This window comes from Legionella bononiensis (genome assembly GCF_016786215.1).
Taxonomy (GTDB): domain Bacteria; phylum Pseudomonadota; class Gammaproteobacteria; order Legionellales; family Legionellaceae; genus Legionella; species Legionella bononiensis.
The window spans coordinates 1-18,670 of sequence record NZ_JADOBG010000015.1; the positions used below are offsets into that span (position 1 = coordinate 1).

An 18,670-nucleotide genomic window follows, 5' to 3' on the forward strand; every position below is an offset into this window, starting at 1 on the left:
CCATAAACCCGAACGGTCGGATTTGAGTGCAGGTTGTGAGAACTCCGAACTAAAAAAAGCGGAGTGTACATCAAGTACATGAGCATTTTTTTAGAGCGGAGTTCTCGCAAGATGCGCCAAATACATCAAACTACTGAACGGTCGGATTTGAGCGCAGGTTGTGAGAACTCCGAACTAAAAAAAGCGGAGTGTACATCAAGTACATGAGCATTTTTTTAGAGCGGAGTTCTCGCAAGATGCGCCAAATACGCCCGTTCAGGCGAGGGGCCAACGGGCTTTGACAACCACATCCCACCCCAAATCCCGCTCCCCCAACACCATTCTCAAACACCCCGCATACGCGACCATCGCACCATTATCTGTACAATATTCAAGAGCTGGAAAATAGACTTCACCATTGATGCTCGCCATCCACTCGTTTAAAGCCAAACGCAGAGCGCTATTTGCCCCTACTCCACCGGCAACAACCAGACGCTTGCAATTGGACTGCTGTATTGCTCTTTTCGCTTTAATAATCAGAGTCTCTACTACAGCCTGTTGAAATGCTTTTGCTATTTCTGAACGATCGGAGTCTTCTTTTGCGCTTTGATTCCAGGTGTTTAATGCAAACGTTTTTAATCCGCTAAAACTGAAATCCAATCCTGGTCGGTCGGTCATGGGTCGAGGAAATCGATAAGGCGTTGAGGCACATTGATCGGCGAGTCCGGCTAATACTGGACCACCGGGATATGGAATACCCATTAGTTTGGCGGTTTTATCAAATGCTTCACCTACTGCATCATCCAGCGTATCCCCTAATAATTGGTACTCACCCATATTTTTTACTTCGATGAGTTGACAATGTCCGCCTGAAACGAGTAACGCGATAAATGGAAATTCCAGGGTTGGGGTTTCCATTTTTGCTGCCAGTAAATGCGCTTCCAGATGATGAATTCCGAGAGCAGGAATTTCTAAAGCATAAGCAAGGCTTTTTGCAAAGCAGGAACCTACCAATAATGCCCCGATTAATCCTGGCCCTGCTGTATATGCTATGCCATCCAGATCTTTTTTATTTAATTGAGCGCGCTTAAGCACTTCATCGACTAAAGGAATTAAATAATTGACATGATCTCTTGATGCGAGTTCCGGTACGACTCCCCCATGTATTCTATGGGTATCAATTTGTGAATGCAGCGCGTGAGCCAATAACCCGGATTTTGAATCATAAATTGCGACCCCTGTTTCATCACAGGAAGACTCTATACCTAATACACGCATACACTACCTCAATACTGGCAATCAATAACCATTTGTCATTATATCACAAGCTCCATCATGAATTAAAAGTTAAATCCCTGCGATTCATTTACTGATAAGGTCTCATTAAATTCCTGATACCCAAAATCATTTACTAGACTAATCACGTAAACTGTAAATCCATTCAATAAATAAAAGACAATTAACACATTGGATAAAGTTGAGTTATAATAAATAATTAATAAAATAATAAGAAAGATTTAGATTGGACTTGACGAGTGCTTCAACTAGCACTAGAATTGCCCACCTATTAAGATCAAATAACCAGAGGATTAGTTTAATGCCTACCGTTCGTGTAAAAGAAGGCGAAAACCCAGAATATGCACTGCGCCGTTTCAAGCGCTCTTGTGAAAAAGCCGGTATTTTAACCGAATTACGCCGTCGCGAATTTTATGAAAAACCAACCGCTGAGCGTAAACGCAAACAAGCTGCTGCAGTAAAACGTCATCTGAAAAAAATTTCTCGCGATACTTCTTCACGACGCAGCATGAAACACCGACGTAAATAAGAATTACGCTTTCATTCACCAGAATCATTATTTGGGTGAATGGTCAGATATAATACCAAGGTCACATTTTCATGTGGCCTTTTGGTTTTTAAGGAATTAATTATGTCCATAAAAGAACGCCTCAATAACGATATTAAAGACGCGATGCGCGCTAAAGATAAAAATTTACTGACTACACTCCGTTTAATCACCGCAGCGGTGAAGCAAATCGAAGTAGATGAGCGTATTGAAGTTACTGAAGAGCGTATGCTGGCCATTTTGGACAAAATGACCAAACAACGTAAAGAATCCATCTCCCAATATGAAAAAGCAAATCGAGATGATCTGGTTGCTCAGGAACAATTTGAACTGGAAGTCATTTCTAAATATCTGCCTGAACCCCTATCTGCCTCAGAAATCGAACAGATGATCAATGAAGCCGTTACTGCAACCGGAGCAGAAAAAATGGCTGATATGGGTAAAGTGATGGGACAGCTTAAAGCTAAGCTGCAAGGTCGAGCTGATATGACTCAAGTGAGTGCCTTAATCAAGGCCAAATTGAGCTAAGGGATATTATGTCTGGCTTAATCCCACAGCCATTCATTGATGATCTCCTGCATCGCACCGATCTGGTTGAATTGATAGACAGTTATGTTCCTCTGAAAAAAAGGGGAACAAGCCATATTGCCTGCTGTCCATTTCATAATGAAAAATCCCCCTCCTTCAATGTTGTAGCCAAAAAACAGTTTTATCACTGTTTTGGTTGCGGCGCTTCAGGTAATGCAATCAGTTTTGTAATGAATTACCTGAATCAAGGCTTTATTGATGCTATTGAAACTCTGTCTGCTCGACTCGGTTTAACCGTACCCAGAGACGGTCAGGTAGAAAAAAATAACTCATCCAATGATCTGTATAAATTACTGTCTGAAGTGAGTCAGCATTATCAGAAAAAATTAAAACACGATGGACAAATTGCCATTGATTATCTTCGTAAAAGAGGACTCAGCGGAGCTGTCGCTAAACTGTATCAATTAGGTTTTGCTTCTGAAGGCTGGCATAATCTCGAAAAATCGTTTCCTCGAAATCAACGGGAATTAATCGCGACAGGAATGCTGATTAAGAATGATGACGGAAAAATCTATGACCGTTACCGAAACCGAATTATGTTTCCAATTCATGATCGCCATGGACGTATCATTGGATTTGGTGGGCGTGTACTGGATCCCGAACAAAAACCCAAATATTTGAACTCACCTGAAACAGTCATTTTTCAGAAAAGCCGCGAACTTTATGGCTTACACCAGATTTTAAGTCAAAACAAAACTGCTGAATATATTATTCTGGTTGAAGGCTATATGGATGTTATTGCCCTGGCACAACACGGAATCACGAATGCCGTAGCTACATTAGGTACGGCTACAAGTACCTACCACATCCAATTACTAGCGAAACATACCAAACACCTCATTTTTTGTTTCGATGGCGATACAGCAGGAAGACAGGCAGCATGGAGAGGCCTGGAAAGCAGCTTACCCCATTTGAACTCAGGATTGGACGCAGGTTTCATGTTTTTACCTGAAGGACACGATCCCGATAGTCTGGTGCGCGAAGAAGGTAAGGATAATTTTTTAGTTCGTCTTAAACAAGCAACACCCCTGCATCGATTCTTCTTTGATAGTTTAGCCAAAGACATCAACCTCCAGAATCCGGCAGGAAAAACCCAACTTATTAATTCCGCCAAACCCTTTTTGCAAAAAATGGAAGAAGGTTCTTTCAAACAATTATTGATTGATGATTTAGCCCGTTTGACTCACATAGAAAATCACAGACTCAATCAACTCATAGCGCAACAAACAGAAACCAATACAACAGAGCAGACCACAACCATTTCCAGATCACCACTGAGAATTGCCATTGCACTGCTCTTACAAAACCCTGAAATTTACAAACGAATCGCGCCGCAAATCAATCCAGAACTGCTGCATAAAAAAGAACATCACATTTTACTTCATATTCTCCATCAACTGGAATTAAATCCTCAGGCAACTACAGCAACATTAATCGAATACTGGCGTACAACCAATTATTTTGATGCCATTAACCGATTAGCTTCATGGGATCATCAGGTTCCAGAACAAGAGCTGATAAAAGAATTTGTTGATACTCTATTATTTTTACAAAAACAAAATAAAGAGCTTATAATAAGACAATTGATAGATAAATCGCGGAAAGAGGGTTTAACTGAAACGGAACGCAACAATTTACAGCAGATGCTAAAAGAAAGACATCTTCAGACGGATTTGGAAAAATAAAAAATCTGAAAAGCTGGTATGTTGAGGCTACCCGGTTTATAATCAAACCCTTTTTGTAGATCCTAATTGTTCCTAAAAGAAGTGCCTATGACCACAAATGACCAAGAACAGCAAAGCTCACAAATTACCAAAGTCATTAGCCTTGGTAAAGAACAAGGTTATTTGACTTATAGTCAAATTAACGACCAACTACCTAACATAGTAGATACGGAGCATTTTGATGTCATCATAAGCATGCTTGAAGGCTTGAACATCAAAGTATTTGAGCAACCACCCGGGGATGACGATCTCGCCCTCCTGCTTAATACTGAAGAAGTGCCTGATATCGAAGAAGCAGCCATGGTACTGGCTTCGGTTGATAAAGAAACAGGTAGAACGACAGATCCTGTACGTATGTACATGCGAGAAATGGGAACAGTAGAATTGCTGACCCGTGAAGGTGAAATACGTATCGCCAAACGCATCGAAGAAGGGATCTATCAAGTTCTCAAATCTCTTGCTCACTATCCAGAAACAGTACAATTAGTTCTTGATGATTACGATCGCTTCAACGCTGAAGAGATACGTCTCAATGAAATCATTAGCGGTTTTGCTGACACAGATGAAGAAATCGCACCTGCCGCCAATATCGGCTCCATGCTTGATGAAGATCAACAGGAAGAAGTCATTCTTAGTGTTGTTGATGAAGAAGACGAAGATGGTGAAGGTGGACTGGCCGAAGTTGATGATGGCCCCAATCCAGAGCAAGCCAAAGTTTATTTTGATGAACTGCGTGAAAATTTCAATAATGCAATGGTTGCATTAAAAGAGCACGGCAGAACGAATAAAAAGACTCTTGAATTACTGGAAATTATGTCGGATTCCTTCCTGAAGCTGAAGCTTACTTCAAGACAGGTGGATCGATTGACACGTCATTTCCGTCAATTACGAAATCACATCAGAGAATTTGAACGCGGAATTATGCGTCTATGTATTGAGAAAGCTCGTATTCCACGAAAACTCTTTATTGACACATTCCCAGGCCAGGAAACAGATCTGAAATGGTTAGAAACCCTGTGCGCTAAACAAGCTAAAAAACTGGATTTACCGCGAATAGAAGAATATAAAGATGAAATTTTACGTCTGCAAAGCCGATTAGCCTCGTTTGAGATTGAATACGGCCTGATTATTAGTGAAATTAAAGACATCAATCGAAAAATGTCTATTGGTGAAGCTAAAGCAAGACGTGCTAAAAAAGAAATGGTTGAAGCAAACCTGCGTTTGGTAATTTCCATTGCTAAGAAATACACCAACCGTGGTCTGCAGTTCCTGGATTTGATTCAGGAAGGAAACATCGGGTTGATGAAAGCAGTAGATAAATTTGAATACCGGCGTGGTTACAAATTCTCTACTTATGCCACCTGGTGGATTAGACAGGCGATTACCCGTTCCATTGCGGATCAGGCGCGTACCATACGTATACCGGTACATATGATTGAGACCATCAACAAACTGAATCGTATATCCCGCCAGATTCTTCAGGAAACAGGTCGTGAAGCAACACCAGAAGAATTAGCAGAAAAAATGGAACTGAGCGAAGATAAAATCCGCAAAGTACTGAAAATTGCTAAAGAACCGATTTCTATGGAAACCCCGGTTGGTGACGATGATGACTCTCATTTAGGCGACTTTATTGAAGACAACAACATCGAATCGCCAATTGATATGGCAACCGCAGAAGGCTTAAGAGAAGCAACTCTGGAAATATTGGAAACACTAACTCCACGAGAAGCCAAAGTTCTGCGTATGCGTTTCGGTATCGAAATGAACACCGACCATACACTGGAAGAAGTAGGAAAACAATTTGATGTAACTCGTGAACGTATACGTCAAATTGAAGCAAAAGCACTACGAAAACTGCGTCACCCTTCCCGCTCAGAGAAGCTACGAAGCTTCTTGGAAGGCGACGAAGGATAAATTAATTGCCGTTCAAAAAACGGCAATTAAAAAATGAAAAAAACAGTAGAACAAAAAACAAAATCAGTTTAAAATGACCCCCTCTTCGGGCCCATAGCTCAGTTGGTCAGAGCAGCGGACTCATAATCCGTTGGTCCTAGGTTCAAGTCCTAGTGGGCCCACCAATTTAAACCTTTAAAATCAATAACTTACGTTGATTACCTGTTTTAGTACAAAAGTCCTTGCGTGACTTTTGCGTGACCTAGATCACGCACTTACAAACTTACCTGACTATCCCTTAGAGTATTTTGACTGGCAGGTCTACTCTTTGGGTTTCGCAATAACGTTAATATCACTCCGCTTTTACGATTTTCACAAACCTTATTCGCAGCTTGATATAAACTTTGCAGCTCAGCTGAAGAGTAGTGAGTTGTAATCCTTCCTGAACGATGCCCAAGTAAATCTTGCCTGTCTTCAAAACTTACCCCTGAAGCTCTTAACCGCCTGCCAAAGGTATGCTTTAAATCATGCACTCTTACTTCAGGCAATTTCGCCTTTTCTCTAGCCTGCCGCCAACCAGTCGATAACATACGACTTAATGGTCGACCTTTAAAACTAAAGACATGCGTAGGATGTTTACCTCTCTCCCCTTCTATCACTTCCCGAACTGTTTCGTTACAAACAATCAGCCGCTCTTCTCCGTTTTTGACCAGTTCCCCTGGTACAATAAAAACGATGATGTGTGGCAATTCTGGAATTTGTATTTCCCAATCCCAGCGCAGTTCACATATTTCGCGATCCCGACATCCGGTATTTACGGCAAACAAAGCCATATTTTTCAGATGTTCCGGTAACTGCTGAAACAGTTTATGCTGCTCATCCCAACTTAATGGATAAGGTTTCCTTAAATCTGGCTCAGGTAAAAGTTTTATCTTTGGCGCTGAATTTAACCAGGTTAACCCGAATTCATCCATCCATTCACTAGCAGCTAAATTTAATATACGCCGAACAATCTTCAAGCCATGATTGATAGTTCTCGTGCTCACTTCATCCTTTCTTCTACCTTCAATAAAGGATTGCAAGCTACCGATATGAATTGCTTCAATAGGCAAATCCCCGATGTACTTAACCACTTCTCGCAAACGACCAGCATCATCACTGATACTGCGTTTGTGTTGGTTCTCCATCAGAAATTTAGTAGCAGCTTCTTTGAATATTCTTTTTGGGCGAACACCATAGACTGTTGCTAGTCTTATCTCTTCGAGACGTCTTGCGAGATACTTTTCCGCCTCTTCGAGGTTGTCAGTACCAGTGCTTTCGCAAAGTCGTCGTCCGAAGACCTTTTTGTCAATACACCAGACGCTGCCACGCTTTTGCAGCCCTGGTGTTCTTTTTCGTCCCATAACTCCAAACTCCTACGTTTAACTGCCGCGGGACGACCACTACACCGTATATAATCGTCTACCCAGGCATCTAAATCAAGTCGATCAAAAGCAATACCCTGAGTCCCCATTGGAATCTCAACCAAATTTGGCCTTACATCTTTATTAAATCGATGACGATCCATACCTACATAGGTGGGAGCGTCTCTTAAGCGAATTAATCGAGGGATTAGGTGAATATTGCTCATGATTTCTCAACTCCTGTAACTCATAAATCAATAATGCTCGTTTCGAGCATTTATTAGAGCATATTGAGCACATCACTGCAAATATTTTTTTAGGCTATACCTATAAGAATTTTATTTGTACAATGGCTATCAGAATTTAATATAAGGTGACATCAAAATGAGTTTAATGGATAAACTTGAATACGCTGTAGGGAATGAGTATTTGATCAGCCACAAAGATTTATTGTTAGATACAAATCAAAACAAACAGAGCCAGGCTAATTCTAATAAAATAGTTTCAATACAAAAACAGCACCAGCCTGATAGCAATAAAATAGTGAATATAAAACAATTTAATGAATAAGCTTATAGTAGTAGGGTCGGGAATTAAATCGATTTCCCATCTGACCGAAGAAACTAAACGAGTTATTCAAAATGCTGACAAGGTACTCTACCTTATCAATGAAGATAACTTAAAACAATGGATTCAACGAGAAGCGAAAAATTCTGAATCGCTCGATTCTATCTACTTTAGCAGAGAAAAACGAATTGAAGCTTATCAAGCATTAACAAATTATATTATTGAAGAATATAAGAAGGTTTCAATTTTATGTGTTGTTTTTTACGGCCACCCTACCGTTTTTGCAGACTCAGCACTTAATGCCGTAAGACAAATTAAAAAAGATGGTGGTGAAGCCATTATTTTACCTGCAGTATCTGCCCAAGACTGCTTGTTTAGTGATCTTGAAATTGATCCAGGTGATCAGGGGTGTTTTTCAATTGAAGCTACAGAGCTGGTATTATTTGAACGGTGCATTGATGTTCATGCGCATTTAATACTTTGGCAAGTAGCAAACTTTGGTAGAACTGATGGAAAAAAAGCTAACAACCTATCAATTTTAAAAGATTATCTAAGTGGTTACTATCAAGTAGATTCCTCTATCTGTCTTTATGAAGCCCCCTCCCTGCCTACTTGTTCTCCCAGAATAGAATGGATTCAACTTTGTAATCTTGAGCTATCAGTTATTTCTTCAATAACAACAATATACATCCCACCAATCGAAAAAAAGACTATTAGCAACAAATACCTGAAGCTGCTCAATCTGACAATTGATGATTTAATACTGAGTTGATAAATACTCTGCTCGTTTTAATCTATACAACACGTGCCCAATAAGCGAACTCCCTAACGGTACTTTTGGATTGTCAAAATCATCTTCTAAATTAGTACGTAATCCAATCTTTTGCATTACTCGAATAGACGGTTTATTTAATGCCGATGTAAACGAGACTACTTCATCCAAATCTAATTTCCTAAAAGCATGATAAAGCACTGCTTTGGCAGCCTCTGTTGCATAGCCTTGGTTCCAGTGCTTTGAGGATAAACGCCAACCAATTTCAATCGCTGGAGTAAAATGAGCTTGAAATGTTGCAGTAAATAAACCTACAAAACCAATCATTTCACCAGTATTTTTAATTTCAGCAGCATATAGGGAGAAGTTTTTTTCTTCTTGATGAGAAATGATTTTATCTATGAATGCAATGGTTTCTTCCCGCGTGGGTATGGCTGGAAAAAACTGCATTACTTTTGGGTCCTGGTTAATGGCAATTAATCATTCCACATCCTTTTCTTGAAAAGTCCGTAGAAATAATCGTTTTGTTTCTAATATTCTCATCTATATAACCTTATTGTTTTCTTAATCTAACACAACCTCTAAATAACTTCGCATCGCTGGCAAATTGCGTTTTATCGCTGCAATAAGAAAAAGCAAATCTGTTATCTGTTCGCTCTAGTTCTTCAGAACTATTAATGCTTTTATTACTAGAGGATTTATAGTGGTAAAAAGAAAACTCCGTTTGTTTGCTTACGTGATAAAGAAGACTTCCAAAAGCGGAACTGTTATCTGCAGTAAATTCAGACTGGTAAGCCAACAGCACATTTTTTAGCATTTCCAGTTCACTATAAGCGCTGTTGCTTTGATTGGTTTTAAATGTATTAATCTTTGCAAAGGGGCATTGTAAAGGATAGTAAACACTATCAGCCTGGCCATTCAAGGCTGATGGCACCATAATTGTTGCTGTGTATTCCAAGTCATAACATTCATTATAAATTTTCTGAATCGTTTTAACTGGAAAATATTGCTCATCAATTGCCGGCTTTACACCAATACCTGATCCCATGCAAATATTAAAAATGTATTTTGCTGTATCCATGATGAATGGCGTAGGTCTGAAACGATTAATACTCTTGGCACTGAGGAATAAATCGTTACAAGAAGCATCGTAAGTATTTTGCGTCAGCTTTTTCCTTAACGACTCCGAAAAATATAGTTTCAGCTTAAGCCATTTATCATTATATTTAACTTCATTGATAAACTGCTCGGAAAAATAAAGAATCTCGCTATACCAGTTATCGATAGTATTTTTATCCTTCAATATTTCTTTAAATACAAAATAATGCTCATAAGGAGATTTAGGTGCAGGAACAGAAACATTAAAATATTTCTGAATTCTTGAATGCTTCCTTTTACAACCTATATTCGGTAATAAAAAGGATGAAAGTGCCCCAGATGAGACAGAGAGCACATTGTTATCTACAGTTTGATCCTCATCAAAAATAACCTGCATATTAAAAATTGCACCAGGTCCCTGAACACAGTCTGGAAAGATTCGCTCATCTTCACCAAAATAATGCCATTCGCAAAACTTATCCAGTATTAAGCCCAAAGGTAAACTATTTTTGCCATAGCCAAGATGATTGAATAACTCATTATCTGTGTGCTTGCTGTCAATTTTTTCCATTTGACCACTGCTAGTTGGCAGATAAGCATGATTTTTAATACCGAAATGTTCACCAAATTTATAACGGGCCAAATAGAATGGTATTTCTTTGCTAGGCGTAATATCTTCAATGACACGATATATTGATTCGTTGACTTGCTTTACTTGATGCTTGACTTCATCCCATGAAACTCTAGTAATTTTGTTCATTCCTAAACACCCACACAGCAATTAAATATCAATTATCATCCCTTAAAAATCAGGATAATTGCAGAAAGGGATTAAGTTTATCCATTTTTAATGGTAGAGTCACCTTCCAAAATAGTTTTAGGGAAAAAATATGTTGTTATCAGAAAAAATGCCAAAAGGAATCATGCCCCTGTATTTAATACAGGCTTTTTCAACCTTTTCCTATGCGATTCTATATTCCTCATTATCTCTGTTTCTCACTAAACAATTAGGATTGTCTAATACCCTTTCAAACAGCATTGTTGGGCTATTTCTAGCATTTAATTATGTTCTACATTTACTCGGCGGAGTAATTGGCGGACGATTTCTAAGTAACCGAGCTTTGTTTTTGATTACCACAGGCGTACAAACCATTGGCATTTTATTTTTGGCACTTTCAGTTAAGTCACTGCTTTACCTTGGGCTGAGTTTATTTCTGGTTGGATGTGGCTTAAATACTACTGCATACAACAGCATACTGACACAGCGCTTTGCACCTGATGATAACCGCCGAGATAAAGCCTTTTTCTTAAGCTATTCCTACATGAATGTAGGCTTTTGCGCTGGCTATATCATAAGCGGTTTTTTTGATTACTCCAATCAATATCAAACACTGCTCTATGCCAGCATAATTCCAAACGTAATCACCCTTTTGCTGATGTGGGGTTACTGGTCGAACTTGAATGATCGCGATACTCCATTACTTAGAGTTAAAAGCAAAGCTTCACTGAATTTAAAAAACTCTATGGGATGGGGAATTATATTATCTCTTATCCCATTCACCTTGCTTTGTTTTCATAAAGCCCAGTTCAGCAATGGGATTGTTGTAGGTCTCAGCGTTATTATGTTTTTTGTCATTTTATATCTTGGCTACCAACAAAAATCGACGTTGGATAAGCAAAAGATTATGACTTTTTTAATCCTGACAATAACATCAATCCTATTCTGGATGATCTACTTCACAGGCCCAATGGGTGTAACCCTATTCATTAAAAACAATGTCGATAAACACCTGTTCCACTATGAAATGGCGACTCAATGGCTTTTGAATATCAATGCCATCGTGATCATTATCGGTGCCCCTTTATTATCAATAGTGCTAACACGACTGCAGGCAAAAGGATACAACATATCAGTAACCAAACAATTTATTTGGGCATTTCTGATATTGGCAGTGTCCTTCTTCTTTTTATCCAGCGGTATTCTCTCAGCCAGCAAGCATGGATATGTTAGTATTTATTGGGTGATGCTCCATTTTACCACGCAAGCAGTAGCAGAGTTACTGATAGGGCCTGTCGGCTACGCCATGATTGGTAGAATTTCCCCTCCACAATTACAAGGCCTGCTCATGGGTACTTGGATGATGGTATCGGGTGTATCAGCATCGTTATCACATTATTTTTCCAATGCGATGACCAAAGGGGAATCCGCAAATCCATTGCTATCCAATGGTGATTACCAGCATGTGTTTAACCAGCTGGGTATGTGGGCACTATTGGGCGCTATTTTCCTTTACTTGATCGCTAAAAGAATTAAGCCCGTTATTGAGTCGAAAACAGATTCAGGGTTCCCGGAGACTATAACAGCCACATAAAAAGGGTATCAAACGATAACAATTGATATAAGATAGAACAGAATTGCATTTTATCTCTGATCTTCTCTGTGTAAAAAAACTAATTTTATCGATATCACGGCTATGGTTTACTATTTTTCGGCTGGACTATGCCGTAATAATATGAAAGCGAGGATGTTACATGGAATGTTTTATCGAGGTAGCAGAACCTGTTATTGATGTTAAGTTTCGATTAAAGAAAGATACCCAGAGATATTTGATTGATTATATTCTGTCTTATAGTGAATTGAGCTTTAAAGAGTTAGCCCGAATACTTGAAGCTAGCCCATTGGTGCTCAGCCAAGTGTTGGCTGGAAAGGAGTTTTTGGGACCTGCGAAGGCACATAGCCTCTTTCATTATTTCACCATGCTGATTGCACATTAATGCTTTTAAGTTCTATTACTCAGATCTATTTTATCGTTTTTGATATTAATCATGCGTGCAAATTGATTAAAGTTGGCCGGTTCCTGAAATTTGAAATATCTCAAATTGATACCTAGGTTGAAACAGGCAGTGCAATAGAAACTGAGAAAGAATCGTAGTAAATAGATTTTTACATGAACTGGGGAATTGTTGGGGTCTTAATGCGCAATTTTCTTAATTCTCTAGTAGTGGGATGTATTCAAATCAAAAATAAAGGTACACTGAAACAATACAGTTTAGTATGGAATACTTGATAGGAAGGGAATGCGCTATTTACTTTATTCAGTCCTTTGTAGTGCAATGAGCTTTGTGATGAACGAAGGGCTTGCGGCTACTCCTTTTACGTTTAAACAAGCATTGGATATTGCTTATCAGAATAATCCCGAATTACAAGCCGAAATAGATAAAGCACAAGCCATGCGCGGGTATTTTATTCAAAGTGGTCTCTACCCTAACCCACAATTGACTTTAACTGCAGAAAATTTTGGCGGTTCTGGGAGTTATTCAAGTTATGAGGCCGCAGAAACAACTGCTTCGGTGACCCAACCCATACCACTAGGACATCGATTACAGTATTTGAAAAAGGCAACTTATGCAGATTATTTAGCTTCTCTTGCGCAAATTCAGGTACAAAAAGCGATACTTTATGTGGCAGTAGGCGTGGCCTATGTCGATGCACTCTATGCCGGGCAATGGCATCAAGTTACTAAAAAACTCATTCGTCTCAATCAAGACATTGTCAGCGCAATTGAGCATCGAGTTAAGGCAGGGGCAGGTGCTGAATTAGACTTGCGATTGGCTCAAGTCCGCTTGGGTGATGCACGTATTCAAGAAAATAAAGCGGAACGGGACGCCTTATTCCAGCGTGCAAAATTGGCACGCTTATTAGGTGATGGCTTGAGAGTGGATAGGCAGTTGGTAGACAAGGGGCTTCCAGGTATTTCTTTGAACTGGGCTGCGTTACTTAAACAATTACCGCGAAGCCCCCAGTTAATACAACTGCAACAACAACTACAAGCCAAACGAGCAACCATTACCGCTGTTAAAAAATCAGTGTGGCCTGATTTAAACATTCAACTGGGCGGCCGTCATTTTTCTGATGACGGCAGTAATGCGGTAGTTGCTTCTGCTTTTGCAGAAGTGCCAGTTTATAATAGAAATCAAGGTAAAATAATGACCGCAGAAGCGCAATACACACAAACGGCTCATGAATTTCAAGGAGCCCGCCTTGAGGTGCGTCAAAATGCCTATGCTATTTTTTTACAAGCGGAACAAAGTCACTATGAGGCCAACCAGGTGACGAATTCATTATTACCTTTAGCACGTAAATCAATCAAATTAGCACAGGATGGTTATCAAATGGGACGTTACACCTACGTTGAATTATCAACAGCACTTAATTCATTATATGAAGAAGAACGCCATTACCAACAAGCTCATGCAGATTATCATAAAGCCCTAATTCAGCTGACTGGGCTTTTAGGATTACATCCTACTAAGGAGAGTCAATGAAATTTCTAAAGTCATTCTTGACTCGCATATTTTTTATGTTCTTGTTATTGGGATACAGCTCTTTTTATTTATGGGCTGAAGAAGCCTCCCATGGCACAGAGGAAAATACTCATCAAGAAACTATGGAGAAAGGCCCGCAAGGAGGCCGTCTGTTTAAAGATGGTGATATAGCTCTTGAGCTTTTAATTTTTGAGCGAGGCATGCCGCCCCATTTTCGCGCTTATTTGTACAATAATGGTGAGTCCATAGCACCTAAGAAGGCGCAGTTAACCGTTCAATTAACCCGATTTGGTGATAAAAAAGAGACAATTTCTTTTATTCCTGCCGAAAATTTTTTACAAAGTAGTGAAGTGATTGAAGAGCCTCATTCTTTTGAGGTGAATATTCAATTGGAACTGCAGGACAAACACTATACTTGGCATTATACTACTTATGAAGGTCGCGTTAAAATGGTTCCAGCTATTCTTAAGGCGGCAGGTATTGAAACAGCTAAGGCTCAAAGTCAAACAATTAAAACGCAACTTAAAGTCGTTGGCAAGATTGCACCCAATCGAGATACGCTTGCCCCCATCTATGCACGCTATTCAGGCATTATTAAATCAATGACTAAAAACTTAGGGGATGAAGTTACTAAAGGGGAAATATTAGTCACAATTGAGAGTAACGAAAGTTTACAAAACTACACCATAAATGCACCGATGACGGGCACCATTGTACAAAAATATGCAACCAATGGAGAGCTGGCACAAAACAGCAAGCCCATATATGAGGTAGCTAATTTGGCTACTGTTTGGGCCGATTTTACTTTGTATCGAAAGGAAGCGCCCTTAATCAAACAAGGCATGGAAGTGACGGTCACAGGAGATGAAGGAACACCAAAATCCACCAGCACCATTTCCTACATTGCACCTTTAGGCATTGAAGACAGTCAGACAACGTTAGCGCGAGCAGTTCTTCCTAATGAGCCACGAGTTTGGTTGCCAGGTATGTATGTGAATGCCTCAATTACTATTAAAGAAAAAACAGTCCCAGTTGCCATACTTTTGTCAGCCATCCAGCACATGGATGAAAAAGATGTCGTTTTTGTCCAACAAGGTGATTATTTTGAAACAACCCCAGTCGTACTGGGCGAAAAAGACGACCAATGGGTGGAAGTGTTATCAGGCATTGATCCCGGAGAGCACTACATCAGTAAAAACAGCTTTTTTATGAAAGCTGAATTAGGTAAAGATGGCGCAAGCCATGAGCACTAAGGATTGTTGATGCTTGAAAAAATAATTCGTTTTTCCCTAAAACATCGCTGGTTTGTTCTGTTGTTTACGACAGTCATTGCTCTCTATGGCGCGTATAATTTCCAACGCTTGCCCATTGATGCGGTACCCGATATCACCAACGTGCAAGTACAAATCAATACCCAGGCCTCAGGGTATTCGCCTTTTGAAGTAGAGCAGCGAATTACCTTTCCTATTGAATTAGCCATGAGTGGATTACCTAATCTGGATTATACACGCTCTTTATCGCGCTATGGATTATCACAAGTCACGGTAGTCTTTAAAGACGGAACGAACATTTATTTTGCACGCCAATTGATTAATGAGCGGCTGCAAGAAGTAAAAGACAAGCTCCCGCCCGGAGTAGAAACCACCCTAGGTCCAATTTCAACAGGGCTAGGTGAGATTTTTATGTACACGGTAACCAATAAGCCCAATGTGCCAACCAGTCAACGTTATAATCCTACGGAACTCCGTACCGTTCAAGATTGGATTATTAAACCGCAACTGCGTAATGTCGAAGGTGTTGCCGAAGTAAACACCATTGGAGGCTATGAAAAGCAATTTCATATCACGCCAGATCCCATGAAGCTGGTTCGCTATGGGTTAAGTTTAAATGATGTGGTTGAATCATTAGAGCGTAATAACTCCAATGTCGGTGCTGGTTATATCGAAACCAATGGCGAGCAAAATTTAATTCGAGTGCCTGGACAGGTACAAAACATTTCTGATATTGAAAACATTGTTATAGCAAGTTTTGAGGGGACACCTATTCGAATTCGTGATGTAGCGGAAGTAGCCTTGGGTAAGGAGTTGCGCACAGGGGCTGCTACGGAGAACAGCAAAGAGGTAGTGTTAGGCACTGTATTCATGCTCATGGGTGAAAACAGTCGCACCGTGTCTGAGCGAGTCTCTGCCAAAATGAAAGAGATTAATAAATCACTGCCAGAAGGCATCGAAGCGTTTACAGTATATAATCGAACCTTGTTGGTGAATGCCACCATTAACACAGTTAAGAAAAACTTACTGGAAGGCGCATTGCTTGTTTGCGTTATTTTGTTTCTTTTTTTAGGCAACATTCGTGCAGCACTTATAACTGCTATGGTGATTCCTTTATCGATGCTACTTACTATTACTGGCATGGTATCTAATAAAATTAGTGCTAATCTGATGAGTTTGGGCGCTCTTGATTTTGGTTTAATTGTAGATGGTGCAGTGATTATTGTTGAAAATTGCATTAAGCATTTAGGTGAGCAACAGCATGCGCTTCATCGTATTTTGAATTTAGAAGAGCGTTTGAAAGTCATTGCTTATGCAACCACTGAAGTGATTCGGCCCAGCATCTTTGGTGTCTTCATTATCACCGTCGTTTATTTACCGATTTTGACGTTAACTGGTGTTGAAGGAAAAATGTTTTTACCCATGGCTGAAACGGTAATTACAGCGTTGCTTGCCTCCATGTTCTTTGCTCTAACTTTTGTTCCAGCAGCAGTTGCGATTTTTCTAAATGGGCGCGTACAAGAAAAGGAAAATTGGTTGGTACACTACCTCTCCCTTACTTATGCGAAGGCCTTGCGCCGTTGTTTTCATGCCAGAAAGATGGTAATAGGAGGCGCGGTTGCTTTGGTCGCAATGAGTCTCCTGCTTGCTTTTAGATTGGGTGGTGAATTCATTCCAAGCCTTGATGAAGGCGATATTGCGATGCACGCGATGCGTATTCCAGGAACCAGTTTAACGCAAGCCATTACCATGCAGCATTTAGTGGAAGAGCGGATAAGTCAATTTCCAGAAGTCAAACGTGTTTTTGCCAAACTAGGAACTGCTGAAGTGGCCACTGACCCTATGCCGCCCAATGTTGCGGATACCTTTATTATGTTAAAGCCTCGAAAAGATTGGCCTAACCCCAAGAAAACCAAACAGGAGCTAGTCCAGGAAATCGAGGAAGCAGTCAAGCAAGTCCCTGGGAATAACTATGAGTTTACCCAACCCATTCAAATGCGCTTTAATGAGTTGATTTCTGGGGTTCGAAGTGATGTCGCAGTGAAAGTATTTGGTGATGACATGAATACACTGCTCAAGGTGGCAGAAGCTATTAGTGCCCAATTAAAACAAGTCTCTGGTGCTGCGGATGTTAAAGTCGAGCAAGTCAGTGGCTTGCCACTTCTGACCATTGAAATCAATCGTGATGCTCTGGCGCGCTATGGATTACAAATTGGGACAGTACAAGATGCTATTGTCATCGCTACAGGCGGCAAAAAAGGTGGTGAGCTTTTTGAGGGGGACAAACGATTTGATTTGGTAGTGCGTTTGCCCGAGAGTTTGCGCACCGATCCTAATGTTTTGCGCCAAGTATTTATTCCTTTACCACAAGCCAAAGATGGCGAACGGCATTTTATTCCGTTAAGTGAAATAGCCAAAATGGTGCGGAGTGAAAGCCCTAATCAAATAAGTCGAGAAAGCGGCAAGCGGCGGATAGTGGTCAGTGCTAACGTCCGTAATCGGGATTTAAGCTCCTTTGTGAATGAAGCCAAGCACCGTATTGAGCAAAATGTCACGATCCCAAGTGGTTATTGGGTGACTTGGGGTGGGCAATTTGAGCAATTGCAATCCGCTTCTCAACGACTACAAATCGTCGTTCCTATCACCTTATTAGGCATTTTCTTACTGTTGTTTATGAGCTTTGGTCGAGTACGAGATGCACTCTTGGTATTTAGTGGCATTCCATTAGCATTAACCGGTGGGGTATTTGCACTGTGGCTTCGAGGTATTCCCTTGTCCATTTCAGCAGGTGTTGGGTTTATTGCTTTATCAGGAGTGGCTGTCCTTAATGGCCTGGTCATGATTACTTTTATCAATAAGCTGCATGATCAGAAAAAAATGTATTTAAAAGATGCGGTATTGCAAGGCTCTTTGGCAAGGCTTCGTCCGGTTCTGATGACAGCTTTGGTAGCCTCTTTAGGCTTTGTGCCCATGGCTTTAGCCACCGGCACCGGTTCTGAAGTTCAGCGTCCTTTGGCAACGGTTGTCATAGGCGGCATTATTTCATCAACTTTTCTAACACTCTTAGTATTGCCTGGCTTGTATTATCTATTTCATGAGCGATATAAAAAACCATTAATTAAAAAATCCAGTGATATCTCATAATTTCTGGTGAGTCTGCCCTCTGGTTATCGTATCATTTTTAAGGTAATTGGTAAGACATC

Annotated in this window: 14 protein-coding genes, 1 tRNA gene and 1 pseudogene; 12 read left to right on the plus strand and 4 right to left on the minus strand. The window is 40.2% G+C overall.

Features of this window, described 5'->3' with window-relative positions; all coding sequences use genetic code 11:
* Positions 1-255 precede the first annotated feature (255 nt).
* Positions 256-1,257, minus strand: coding sequence for a tRNA (adenosine(37)-N6)-threonylcarbamoyltransferase complex transferase subunit TsaD (gene tsaD / locus IZU94_RS09970; RefSeq protein ID WP_203110292.1), 1,002 nt, complete (start codon positions 1,255-1,257; stop codon positions 256-258).
* 319 nt (positions 1,258-1,576) lie between these two features.
* Here tsaD and rpsU point away from each other — a divergent pair, with 319 nt between their 5' ends.
* From rpsU to IZU94_RS09995, 5 genes are all read left to right on the plus strand, one after another.
* Positions 1,577-1,804, plus strand: coding sequence for a 30S ribosomal protein S21 (rpsU, locus tag IZU94_RS09975; protein ID WP_018576467.1), 228 nt, complete (start codon positions 1,577-1,579; stop codon positions 1,802-1,804).
* Positions 1,805-1,906: 102 nt separating this feature from the next.
* Positions 1,907-2,350, plus strand: a complete 444-nt coding sequence (locus tag IZU94_RS09980; protein WP_203110294.1) for a GatB/YqeY domain-containing protein — start codon at positions 1,907-1,909, stop codon at positions 2,348-2,350.
* Positions 2,351-2,358: 8 nt separating this feature from the next.
* Positions 2,359-4,095, plus strand: a complete 1,737-nt coding sequence (gene dnaG / locus IZU94_RS09985; protein ID WP_203110296.1) for a DNA primase — start codon at positions 2,359-2,361, stop codon at positions 4,093-4,095.
* 87 nt (positions 4,096-4,182) lie between these two features.
* Positions 4,183-6,051 (plus strand): RNA polymerase sigma factor RpoD, encoded by a 1,869-nt coding sequence (gene rpoD / locus IZU94_RS09990; protein ID WP_203110297.1) that lies wholly within the window; start codon positions 4,183-4,185, stop codon positions 6,049-6,051.
* Positions 6,052-6,138: 87 nt separating this feature from the next.
* Positions 6,139-6,215 (plus strand) — tRNA-Ile (locus IZU94_RS09995).
* 90 nt (positions 6,216-6,305) lie between these two features.
* On the opposite strand, the gene IZU94_RS10000 is transcribed toward IZU94_RS09995, so the two are convergent.
* A complete protein-coding gene (locus IZU94_RS10000; RefSeq protein WP_238400424.1) occupies positions 6,306-7,433 on the minus strand; it encodes a tyrosine-type recombinase/integrase in 1,128 nt (375 codons plus the stop codon).
* 384 nt (positions 7,434-7,817) lie between these two features.
* Between IZU94_RS10000 and IZU94_RS10005 the strand changes: the two genes are divergently transcribed.
* Together IZU94_RS10005 and IZU94_RS10010 are read left to right on the plus strand one after the other, a co-directional pair.
* On the plus strand, positions 7,818-8,003 hold the full coding sequence (locus IZU94_RS10005) for a hypothetical protein (RefSeq protein WP_203110298.1): 186 nt from the start codon (positions 7,818-7,820) through the stop codon (positions 8,001-8,003).
* Positions 7,996-8,772, plus strand: a complete 777-nt coding sequence (locus IZU94_RS10010) for an SAM-dependent methyltransferase (RefSeq protein ID WP_203110299.1) — start codon at positions 7,996-7,998, stop codon at positions 8,770-8,772. The genes IZU94_RS10005 and IZU94_RS10010 overlap by 8 nt, the downstream gene beginning before the upstream one ends.
* Here IZU94_RS10010 and IZU94_RS10015 read toward each other — a convergent pair.
* Positions 8,758-9,315 (minus strand): annotated as a pseudogene (locus IZU94_RS10015) (GNAT family N-acetyltransferase). The gene IZU94_RS10010 and the pseudogene IZU94_RS10015 overlap by 15 nt on opposite strands.
* Before the next feature lie 10 nt (positions 9,316-9,325).
* Positions 9,326-10,630, minus strand: a complete 1,305-nt coding sequence (locus IZU94_RS10020; protein ID WP_203110300.1) for a hypothetical protein — start codon at positions 10,628-10,630, stop codon at positions 9,326-9,328.
* A gap of 130 nt (positions 10,631-10,760) precedes the next feature.
* Here IZU94_RS10020 and IZU94_RS10025 point away from each other — a divergent pair, with 130 nt between their 5' ends.
* From IZU94_RS10025 to IZU94_RS10045, 5 genes are all read left to right on the plus strand, one after another.
* Positions 10,761-12,242: a peptide MFS transporter gene (locus IZU94_RS10025; protein ID WP_203110302.1), complete on the plus strand. Its 1,482-nt coding sequence runs from the start codon at positions 10,761-10,763 to the stop codon at positions 12,240-12,242.
* Positions 12,243-12,402: 160 nt separating this feature from the next.
* Positions 12,403-12,645, plus strand: a complete 243-nt coding sequence (locus IZU94_RS10030) for a hypothetical protein (RefSeq protein ID WP_203110304.1) — start codon at positions 12,403-12,405, stop codon at positions 12,643-12,645.
* A gap of 303 nt (positions 12,646-12,948) precedes the next feature.
* Complete coding sequence (locus tag IZU94_RS10035) at positions 12,949-14,196, plus strand: TolC family protein (RefSeq protein WP_203110306.1); 1,248 nt, start codon at positions 12,949-12,951, stop codon at positions 14,194-14,196.
* Entirely contained in the window at positions 14,193-15,449 is a 1,257-nt protein-coding gene (locus tag IZU94_RS10040) for an efflux RND transporter periplasmic adaptor subunit (protein WP_203110308.1), read from the plus strand. Before IZU94_RS10035 ends, IZU94_RS10040 begins: the two co-directional genes overlap by 4 nt.
* 9 nt (positions 15,450-15,458) lie before the next feature.
* Complete coding sequence (locus tag IZU94_RS10045; protein ID WP_203110310.1) at positions 15,459-18,611, plus strand: efflux RND transporter permease subunit; 3,153 nt, start codon at positions 15,459-15,461, stop codon at positions 18,609-18,611.
* The last annotated feature ends 59 nt before the right edge of the window (positions 18,612-18,670 follow it).